A 9,514-nucleotide genomic window follows, 5' to 3' on the forward strand; every position below is an offset into this window, starting at 1 on the left:
AAGCGTGTCTCGCTCCAGCGAACATGCTCCCACGCATAGGTGTTGAGGTACATCAGTCCAAACATCACGATCATCGATGTGATGATCATTGCGCCAAACCGCCAATAACTGTTCTTCATATCCACTTTCAACATCCTCCTTATACAGTGGTGGGGTATTTCCACGACTAACGGAGAAGTGTGTGAACAGGTTCCGAGTTAATCCGATTTTTGAATTCCGCCTGTAATTGGACCATCCATTTGGTTTCGCATCAGGAGGAAAATGAATGATGCCGAGCACGAAATCAGCAGGAAACCATTGAGTGTTTCCAGTCCGGCCAGGAACCGTGAATGTCCGGTTGGATAGATATCGCCCAGCCCAAGCGATGCGTAGTTGACGAGGGATTTCCCAGTTCATCAAGGCTGCGAAACCGGCGAATTATATTGGGACGATATCGCCGGTGATGACGAATATCCTTGGGCGTTGGATGAGCCAGCGCCGTTTATCTTCCTCAAGCCGAACTGAGCGTCTGGCCAGCGTTTTCATCAGCGCTCGCTTTTAAGCTCAGAAATACACGTGGCAAGTAAATTGACGATACTGACAGGTTTTGAAGGGCGGCGTGAAGATAAAAGCACAACCTAACCGCTCATCCGTTCGCGCGTGGGTCGTGGATTGATTTGTCAGACTTTTTGCAAAATGGATGCGACTCATGCAAAGAAACATCGGGATGTAGATCATGCACTAGGGGGACGAACTGGCGGCCGCGTATGCGTATTGCGGATTTTAGTGCGATGTTAAGCTTGCTTCATTCGGTGTTAAGGCGAGTAGCTAAAACGGGCTCAATAGCGGCGTTGCTCTGAAAACGGGTTGCTGACCTCGGCAATACTGTCGCCGAGGTCAGTAGGACTTAACCGATTGGTATGCCTTACATGCCGCGATTGTGCTGCTGGAGCTCCTGAAAAGTGAGATACCCATCATCATCGGCGTCTGCTTCCAGAAAGACGTGCTCGGTGAATGCGTCATGCTCGCTGAGGGTCACAACACCGTCGCCGTCGCTGTCCATGAGTCGGAAACGTGCTTTCTTGCGCAGGTCGGCCTGCTCACGCATTTTCGCCCGGCGCGCATGATGGCCGGCGCCATAGGGGCCTGGTCCGAGCTGCGCGCCTTGAAAATCCTCAAGCGTCAGACCGTCGCCATCGGCATCCATCAGCGCGAAATTCGCGCTGTGCCAGGCATCAAACTCTGCGCGGCTGAGTAGACTGTCACCGTCAAGATCGTGTTCTTGCATCCTGCTGCGTAGGCCAAGGTGCAGTCGAACGCCGTCGCGCTCTGTCATGTGTGCCGCTGGTTCTTTTTCCAGCTGAGGGTTTGGGGTTTCAGCTGCGGCAATGCTCGTCAGGAGTAACGAAGTGGTGAGCAAGGTTGAGATAAGACGTGTAGCTTTGTGTTTCATGACACACTCCATGAAGGCCTGACCGTGACACGGTCAGGCGTTTTTTTCCAAAGCCGGTTTGTTTGATAAAGCATGGCGACCCTGCCGGTTTGATTTCTATCAAAAAGACCGTTGGGACCGGTCAAACTGCGCGCCCTCTTTGCAGCGGCTAGCCGATCAGTAAGGGCGTGATCGAAATCTCATTTGAGGCATGTTGGACCGCATTGGTCGATACGACACGTGTCGAGACAGACTTAAGGTCCTCATAGGCATTGCCGGCAAAGAGCGGATGGACGATCACGCAGACCGGTTTTGCAAAGCCAGCGGTCTCAAAGTGGCGGGCCGCTTCCATCATGGTTCGCCCGGAAGAGGCAATGTCGTCGACAAGAACGGGTTGATGGCCGGTCCAGTTTTTAAGGCCAGGCGCTGTCACTTCTACATTGCGGTCGCCATGGCGGACTTTGGAGAGCACAAGATGCGGGGCGCTCGCTCGGTCGGCCACGTCGGACACCCATTGCTCGCTCTCAGCGTCCGGGCCAATGATGAGCGGCTTGTCGACATGGGCCTTGATCCAATCGGACAGTGCCGGGGCGGCGTGCACAACCTTTGTATTGATTGAAAAAACGTCATTGAGATCGTGGATGCGGTGCAAATGCGGATCGACGGTGACCACCCTTTCAAACGCACCTGAGAGCAATCTGGCAAAGTGTCCTGATGACACAGACTCGCCGTCTGAAAATCTCTTATCCTGACGCATATAGGCAAGGTAGGGGGCAATCAGCCCAACCGATGTGGCGCCAAGCTCGCGCGCTGTATAAGCGGCAAAAAGAAGTCCTGGCAATTGCGGGTCAGGCCGGGCGAGCGTGCAAACCAGTTCGACTGCTTTTCCAGAGACATCTGAGGTGAGGCGCACATAGGTCTCTTCGTCCGGGAATCTGCGGTGTTCAAGGGTGCCAAGTTCAGAACTTGTGATTTTGGCAAGCTCAGAAGCCATAGCTTCATTACCGGGAAGCGGAATGTAAATCGTCATGGGTTAACCCTCAATGGTGAAGAGGCCGGCATTGGCGTGAGCGTAGCTCATGGCATAGTCGATCTCGCCCGACGCCTCTGCGTGGATGGTGAGAAGCGGCTCACCAATCGTGATTTGTTCGCCTAGGCGTTTGTGAACGGTCAGACCAGCGGCCGGGCGTTCGGGAGCACCAGCAAGTTTTGCGAGCCTGGAGAGCTTTCTATTATCGATTGCTTTCAAGACCCCTGACCGAATTGCCGCGACGGGCGCAGTTTGCGCTGCGCGTGGTGGTTCGCGCAAACCGCCTTGAGCGGCGCATATGGCCTGAAACTTCGACCAGGCAGATCCATTGTCGAGCGCGTCCTGAGCCATGGCCGCTCCGGTATCCGGTTTGGCACGGCCCGCAAGTTCAAGGGCGGCGCCAGCCAGCGTCAGCGCCCGTTCGCGAAGATCTGGCGGCGCGCTTTTGCTTCTTTGCAAGACCCTGAGCACGTCCCAGGCTTCGAGCGCCGGTCCGATGCCGCGCCCGACGGGTTGGAGCCCGTCGCTGAACACGCAATGGGTCTTGAGGCCAAACCCACGTGCAACGATCGTCATGTGCTGGGCAAGGGCGCGGGCACCGGCAGCACTACGCAGTTTAGCGGTTGGTCCGACGGGCAAGTCGAGCACCACATGGCTCGCGCCGGCGGCGATCTTCTTTGACAAAACAGACGCGATCAGCTGACCTTCGGCGTCGATGTCGAGGGCCCGTTCAATGCGGATGAGAATATCATCGGCCGGGCTGAGCTGGACCGCGCCGCCCCAGGCAAGGCATCCACCTTCCGTTTCAACAACCCGCCTGATGTCTGGCAGTGACAGATCGACTTGGGTGAGCGTCTCCATCGTATCTGCAGTTCCGGCGGGCGATGTGATGGCGCGCGAGGAGGTCTTTGGGACCGTCAAACCCAGGCTGGCCAAGATCGCAACAACAATCGGCGTCGTGCGATTTCCGGGTAGGCCGCCCACGCAGTGTTTGTCGATGACCATGTCGGTATTCCAGTCGAGTTGCTCTCCGACGTTCACCATGGCGCCGGTCAGCGAGGTGATTTCGTCTATGTCGAGGCTCAGCGTGGAACAGGCTGAGATAAAGGCGGCCAGATGAATATCAGAATACAGTCCGGCGGCGATATCAGTCACGATCCGGTCAAATCCATCGCTTGGCAGCCGTTTGCCGGTCATCCGTTGACGCACATCAGAGAGAGACCGAAGCGTTGGAGCGTGGCTGACTTTAAGATCTGCGCCGGGCTCGGCACCAAGCCGGCTCCAAGCCGCTTCAGAAAGACCAGCCTCGCTAAGGGCCAGCCAATCATCGTCGATCTGGTGCAGGGTCGCGACCACGTCCCGCCCGTCGCAACTGATCAGCACACGGGCGCGCGACGTCAGTCCTTCTGAACGGCAGACCGGGCAGTCGGTCCGCATTAGAATGATCGCTTCGTCCTGAGCATGCCATTTCAGGCGTCGCGCGGACAGGGTCGTGGCGGCGTGGGGTTGATTATCCTGCGTCATTCGTCGCCGCTTCCAAGCTCATAGGCCTTCTCGATGGCAACAACATCAGTGCGCCAGCCGAGCTCATCCTGCATACGCGTGCTTAGCGCCTCTGATGCATCGGGTTCGCCGTGAACAATAAATGCTTTTGCCGGACGCTTTTCAAAGCCGCCAAGCCAGGAGATCAGCTCGTCGGCATCCGCATGGGCTGACAAAGCGGGCAGGCTGGCGATCTCGGCGCCGATATGAACGTCGTGGCCGAACATTTTGACCTTGCTTGCGCCCTTGAGAATCTTGTCTCCACGCGTGCCACCGGCCTGATATCCAGCAAACAGGATCGTATTTTTCCGGTCTCCACCAAATGCCTGAATATGGTGCAGAACGCGGCCGCCTGTGATCATACCGCTCGCTGCGATCACAACCTTTGGCATCAGATCATTGGTAATGGCTTTTGAAGCGTCGACGTCACGCGCATAAGTCGCAATCGCGCAAGTCTCTTCACAAACCTGCCGCGCAAATCTGTGATCATCGAGGTGTGTGCAGAGAAGTTCAGTTGCGTTTATCGCCATTGGGCTGTCGAGATAGATCGCGACATTCTCGAGCCGTCCCGCTTTTTTGAGCATCCAGATATGGTAGAGAATGAGTTGAGCGCGCCCGACCGCAAAGGCTGGAATAACCACTGTCCCGCCGCGCCTGGCGGTGCGTGCAATCACGTCACCCAGCTGTTCCATGGGATCGAGCTTCGGATGAGTGCGATCTCCATAGGTGGACTCTATGACGACGTAATCGGCATTTTGCACCGGCTCAGGGTCAAACATGAAAGGGTCGTCATAGCGGCCAAGGTCACCAGAAAAGATAATGGTTTTGCCGCCCCAACGGACTTCAACGGTCGATGCCCCAAGAATATGCCCGGCGCGGCGTAAATAGATATCGGCCCCAATCGCGAGATGAACGTCCTGGTGAAAGTCGATTGGGGTGAGCTTTTCAATCGCCGCTTCGGCGTCGGCGATCGTATAAAGTGGCTGAGCCGGTTTGTGGCGGGTGTAGCGAAGGCGGTTGGCCCGCTCGGCGTCTCGTTCTGAAATATACGCGCTGTCGCGCAGCAGGATTCCGCAAAGATCCTTGGTCGCGCTCGAGCAATAAACGGGACCGCGATAACCTTCTCTGACCAGTTTTGGCAGATAACCACTATGATCAATGTGGGCGTGCGTGAGGACAATGGCGTCGATGGATTTTGGATCAATCGGGAAGGGCGCCCAGTTGCGCTGGCGCAACGCCTTATAGCCCTGGAACAGACCACAATCGATCAGTATACGCTGACCTTCATATTCAAGAAGATGGCGTGAGCCGGTCACGGTTCCAGCCCCGCCAAGACTGGTCAGGGTGAGGGTCATGATGCGTGCTCCCGGCGCAGGACAGGTTTTGAGCGCTCGAGAGCGGATGGATCGCCTTGCCCATCAATGGCGCGCCGTTCATCCTCCGAAAGGAGATCGAGAGTTTTTTTCGGCAGCAACGCCATGGCGGCATCGACAGTATGAGCCCAGGTGCAGCGATTGGCGAACAGCATGCCTGCGACATCAAATGTTCCGCCGCGAGAAATGTAGCCGAGCGCGCGCAATTGTTCCGGCCCGCCATCCAGTCGTCTCAGCACACCCGTCATCGGTTCGGGCCGCGTATGCGTCAGCAGCACTCTTGCCAGCCCGCGCGGGAAAAGGGCTTCAAGCCTGTCTTCGCTCGCTGTGAATGCCTGCTCCATTGCGTCGCGTCCCATGCGGAACCTGCCCGGTTCAAGGATCAAGGTGACACAGCATGGCACGCCGCGTTCAGTGAGTCGCTGGAATGCGGCGAGGGCTTCGTGAGCCTGATAAGCGCCGATCGCGACCAATTGAATGTCGGCTGCCATGATATCACCGGCGATGTGGAGCGCTCCATTTTCCAGCGCGTGTTCGGCTTCCTCTTCGGATAGAAGGTTTGGGACATCTCGTTTCGGTGTCACGAGGCAGGCGATTTCGCCGCGCCCACGATAGATGTTGCGCAGCGCTTCAGCAGCGCTTGGCGCGTCGACCGGGAAGATCACCCGAGCGGTCTCCGACATTTCTCCGAGCAGCGCTTCGGGCAGTGTCGGGTCCTGGTGGGATTGTTCATTCTTGGCATTTTCCCAAGTATGCGAAGTTGCAATAAGCGGGACGCTGATCCAGCCCGGAATTTGACCGAGTTCTTTCTGTCGACGCGCGAAGATAATCTCCTGGCGCAGCGCGCCGAGCATCTTCATGGCGAAGGCCTCGTAGCTCACTGCGAGATTCAGCCCGCCCTTATTGCCAAGGGCTGCAGCTATCACAGCCTCTTCATTCAGCGCCGTGATGAGGCGACCATTTTTGGATTCAGGCGTGCCGGGCTCAGGCGCATTGACCCGATGCTTGAGCATCTCGAGCGTCAGCGGCATGTGGTTGCTGCGAAGCTCGTCAGGGTTTGCAACGCGGACCCGCAAATGCGGATTGGCGCGCACAATTTCGGTGAAACACTGATCGATCGCGTCCATTGCGCAATTTGGGCGGGGGGTGCCGAGCGAACGCGCGTCTGACCTAGGCAATACGGGATCAGAAACCTTGCGAACGGCGAGGGCGTTCTGACTTTCCAACATGCGGTTTTGTATTTTGTGGACGCTTAGGGTCCGGACCGCATCATCAAGCATGTCAGGCGGTGTGTAGAGCGCTTGTACGCCTTCATTGAAGAGCACGCGTGCGCCCTTATTGGTGCGCGGATTTCCTTCCAGTGGGAGATTGTGCGCGCTATTTCCCCCAGCCCCTGGAAACCCAAAACCCTTGATGCAGGGCGCAATCAGATAAGGCAGCCGCGCGGGGTAGGGGCCGTCCGTATCGCTCAGTTTTGAAAGCCGGGCCTCCGCTTCCAATATGCCCCATGCATAAGAGAGGGGATCATGGCCATCGACAATGATTGGGTCGAACCCGCTTAAGGTCAAATGCTTGACTAACCAATCAAGTCCGCCTTCCTGACTGATTTCGGTACGCTGTTCGATCCGCCGGCCATTCAGCACCATCGCAGGCACGGCGAAACCACTATCGCTGGCGCGCCACCAGCGCGGCGCCCAGTCGGATCCGCGCTGCTCTTCGAAAGCGCCGTCGCTCAGAAAGGCGACAAGGCGCTCGCCCAGCAATGGCATGTGGATATATTGCAGGCTGGTGAATCCAAGATACCCGCCTTCCGACAACCCGCCAGCTGTATTCGGGTTGACGTGGCTGCCGAGCGGCACGCCGGGGCGGCCATCGGGGGTGATCGCATAGCCGTAAAAGTCACTGACGAGCCGGGAAAGGCCTGCTTCACTGCGATCATAGCGCCCTTGCTGCGCGGCTGAGACATCGCCTGTGAGTGCGTTGATGGCTTCAATTGCAGCGACGCAATGACCCTGCCCAAGGGTCCAAGCACGGGTATGGCCACTCAACGCATTGGCGGCGAGATAGCCTGCAAATGCGATCGCCATGTTAAACGATCCGCCCATATGGCCTTCTGGCGAGGGTTTGAAATCCCCCGCCTTCAGGGGTGCGCCAGACAGGTCGACGCGACGTGCATATGACATGTGCGCGATGAGCCACATTGCCGCATTCGCGAGTCTGTCCGTCGCCGAGAACACGTCTGCGGCCTCGGTTTGTGTGAGCGCCAAAAGCCCGCGGTCGGCGTTCTGCAAGATACTCTGAAGTCGCTGCTGCGTCTCGGTATCATGGACGATCACGCCATATCCGCTGGTCCATTGTTCTGTCATGATCGTCGATATCCCCCTGCCAGTTCGCGCATCAAAAATCAGGTGAGCAGTCTTGATACGGCGCGTGGCGGGCAAACCCTCACGATCAGATTTGCGTGGATTCAGGCTGGCTTTCGCGGTCCAGAAACGCAGCCTATAAGCAGGAGAAAGGCGATGAGTGTGATGGTTCAGTCTCGCCCAGAAAGGGGTTTTGATGCGGTGCGATAAAACCTGCGAACTGCCTGGCGCAAGTGATTTGATTTCCCTCAACAAGTCCTGCTTTTGCATGACGCTCGGCAGGGCCGATCTTGATGAAGCCATTTTGGATCATGCCGGCAATGATGAGCTCTCGGCGCTTCTGGCGGCGCGGCCCAATCTATTTGCGGCCACGGCCGTTTTTGTCTCACCATCGGACCTGCGGGCGATGCAGGCGCAAGTGTCTGCAATTGAAGCGGTGGCATCCCTGACGTCTTATCAAGAGGTCGCCCTGGCACGCTCAAATGATAATATTTTCAGCGCTCAGACCGGCGCACGCGGTCTGTTCATGGGATACGATTTTCACATCTCTGAAGACGGACCCAAACTCATTGAGATAAATACAAATGCCGGCGGAGCCTTCCTGGTCAGCGAGCTCCAGCGCGCTGCGGCGAAACATGCTGAGGCTTGCGGAGATGCGCGTCTCGCGGATTCGGACGCAATCGATGCAGTCCTTGTTGAAAGCTTCATCTCTGAGTGGCAGGCGACGGGACGGGAGGGCCGTCCGGGCAGGTTGGCTATTCTCGATCAGGACGCATCTGGGCAGTATCTCTATCCGGACATGGTGCTCGCGAGAGACTTGTTGGCCCGCAACGGCATCGAAACCCTCATCCTTGACCCCGAGGCGCTCACCTATGAGAACGGCGATCTTGCGCACGGTGGAAGAGCTATCGACATGGTCTATAATCGGCTAACGGATTTTGATCTGTCCGAGCCAGGTCATGCACATCTGCGCGCCGCGCTCCTCGACGAGGCGGTGGTTATCAGTCCGGCGCCGCGCCACCACGCGCTCTATGCCAACAAACGAAACCTGATTTGGCTTAGCGATCCAGATTCGCTTAAATCGTTTGGCGCGGATGACGCAGACCGACAGGTGCTTGCGGCGATCCCCGATACGCGGCGCGTTACCGAAGACGTCGCTGATGAGCTTTGGGCGACGCGGCGAGGATACTTCTTTAAACCCGCCGCGGGTTTTGGCAGCCGTGCTGCTTATCGTGGTGACAAGCTGACGAAACGCGTCTGGTCGGCAATCCTGGAAGGGGATTATATTGCTCAAGCCCTGGTCCCGCCGACGGTGCGCGCTGTAACTGTCGACCAAGAGCCGGTAACACTGAAGTATGACGTTCGGCTTTACACTTATGCCGGGAAAACACTGCTGTTGGCTGCCCGCGTTTATCAGGGACAGACGACCAACTTCCGCACCAGCGGCGGCGGGTTTGCGCCGGTGTATCAGTTCTGATGATCTGGCATGCTTCGTTTTCGGATAATGGTGCGAAGTCACACCAAACGCTCTAACTAGGGCGCTCATCGCTGCCTCTCGATTTAGCGCCAATCTGAGTTCAATTAGCCAAATCGTCCGCAACTCGGACGAGTTGAAGAAAATCAAAAAATCAACTCTTAAGAGATCTGTGCTAGTTTTTTGAAATGGCTAAGCGATCAAAACAAGGCTCATTGGCCGCGCCTGAAAAGCGTGTCGCTAAGGCGTTGCTTCAACGCGGGTATTGACCTGAGCCCCGATTGGTCCCGCATTTGAATTGAGAGTCTGTCGTTATGGAGA

6 protein-coding genes and 2 pseudogenes are annotated in these 9,514 nt (G+C 57.0%); 1 reads left to right on the top strand and 7 read right to left on the bottom strand.

What is annotated here, in order from left to right:
• The 7 genes and pseudogenes from Q1K29_RS18565 to Q1K29_RS18285 all read right to left on the bottom strand — a co-directional run.
• Positions 1–119 (bottom strand): annotated as a pseudogene (locus Q1K29_RS18565) (DUF305 domain-containing protein); the annotation flags it as partial.
• Between the two features lie 78 nt (positions 120–197).
• A pseudogene (locus Q1K29_RS18570) lies at positions 198–383 on the bottom strand (two pore domain potassium channel family protein); the annotation flags it as partial.
• A 521-nt stretch (positions 384–904) separates the two neighbouring features.
• Positions 905–1,444, bottom strand: a complete 540-nt coding sequence (locus Q1K29_RS18265; protein ID WP_035551720.1) for a hypothetical protein — start codon at positions 1,442–1,444, stop codon at positions 905–907.
• A gap of 136 nt (positions 1,445–1,580) precedes the next feature.
• On the bottom strand, positions 1,581–2,441 hold the full coding sequence (locus Q1K29_RS18270; protein ID WP_035551721.1) for a ribose-phosphate pyrophosphokinase: 861 nt from the start codon (positions 2,439–2,441) through the stop codon (positions 1,581–1,583).
• Positions 2,442–2,444: 3 nt separating this feature from the next.
• Complete coding sequence (locus Q1K29_RS18275) at positions 2,445–3,965, bottom strand: thymidine phosphorylase family protein (protein ID WP_119377457.1); 1,521 nt, start codon at positions 3,963–3,965, stop codon at positions 2,445–2,447.
• Positions 3,962–5,338, bottom strand: a complete 1,377-nt coding sequence (locus Q1K29_RS18280) for an MBL fold metallo-hydrolase (RefSeq protein WP_035551724.1) — start codon at positions 5,336–5,338, stop codon at positions 3,962–3,964. The genes Q1K29_RS18275 and Q1K29_RS18280 overlap by 4 nt, the downstream gene beginning before the upstream one ends.
• Positions 5,335–7,722: a xylulose 5-phosphate 3-epimerase gene (locus Q1K29_RS18285; protein ID WP_084396443.1), complete on the bottom strand. Its 2,388-nt coding sequence runs from the start codon at positions 7,720–7,722 to the stop codon at positions 5,335–5,337. The genes Q1K29_RS18280 and Q1K29_RS18285 overlap by 4 nt, the downstream gene beginning before the upstream one ends.
• Positions 7,723–7,915: 193 nt before the next feature.
• Here Q1K29_RS18285 and Q1K29_RS18290 point away from each other — a divergent pair, with 193 nt between their 5' ends.
• The gene (locus tag Q1K29_RS18290; protein WP_084396442.1) at positions 7,916–9,196 is read left to right on the top strand and encodes a hypothetical protein; all 1,281 of its coding nucleotides are present in this window, start codon (positions 7,916–7,918) and stop codon (positions 9,194–9,196) included.
• The last annotated feature ends 318 nt before the right edge of the window (positions 9,197–9,514 follow it).

Origin of the sequence: Henriciella sp. (assembly GCF_029937755.1) — a bacterium.
Taxonomy (GTDB): domain Bacteria; phylum Pseudomonadota; class Alphaproteobacteria; order Caulobacterales; family Hyphomonadaceae; genus Henriciella.

What these genes read in the sequence shown, in the direction of transcription:
- Q1K29_RS18290 (WP_084396442.1), top strand. Translation starts at nt 7,916, where the DNA reads ATGCGGTGCGATAAAACCTGCGAACTGCCTGGCGCAAGTGATTTGATT.
- Q1K29_RS18280 (WP_035551724.1), bottom strand. Translation starts at nt 5,338, where the DNA reads ATGACCCTCACCCTGACCAGTCTTGGCGGGGCTGGAACCGTGACCGGC.
- Q1K29_RS18275 (WP_119377457.1), bottom strand. Translation starts at nt 3,965, where the DNA reads ATGACGCAGGATAATCAACCCCACGCCGCCACGACCCTGTCCGCGCGA.
- Q1K29_RS18270 (WP_035551721.1), bottom strand. Translation starts at nt 2,441, where the DNA reads ATGACGATTTACATTCCGCTTCCCGGTAATGAAGCTATGGCTTCTGAG.
- Q1K29_RS18285 (WP_084396443.1), bottom strand. Translation starts at nt 7,722, where the DNA reads ATGACAGAACAATGGACCAGCGGATATGGCGTGATCGTCCATGATACC.
- Q1K29_RS18265 (WP_035551720.1), bottom strand. Translation starts at nt 1,444, where the DNA reads ATGGAGTGTGTCATGAAACACAAAGCTACACGTCTTATCTCAACCTTG.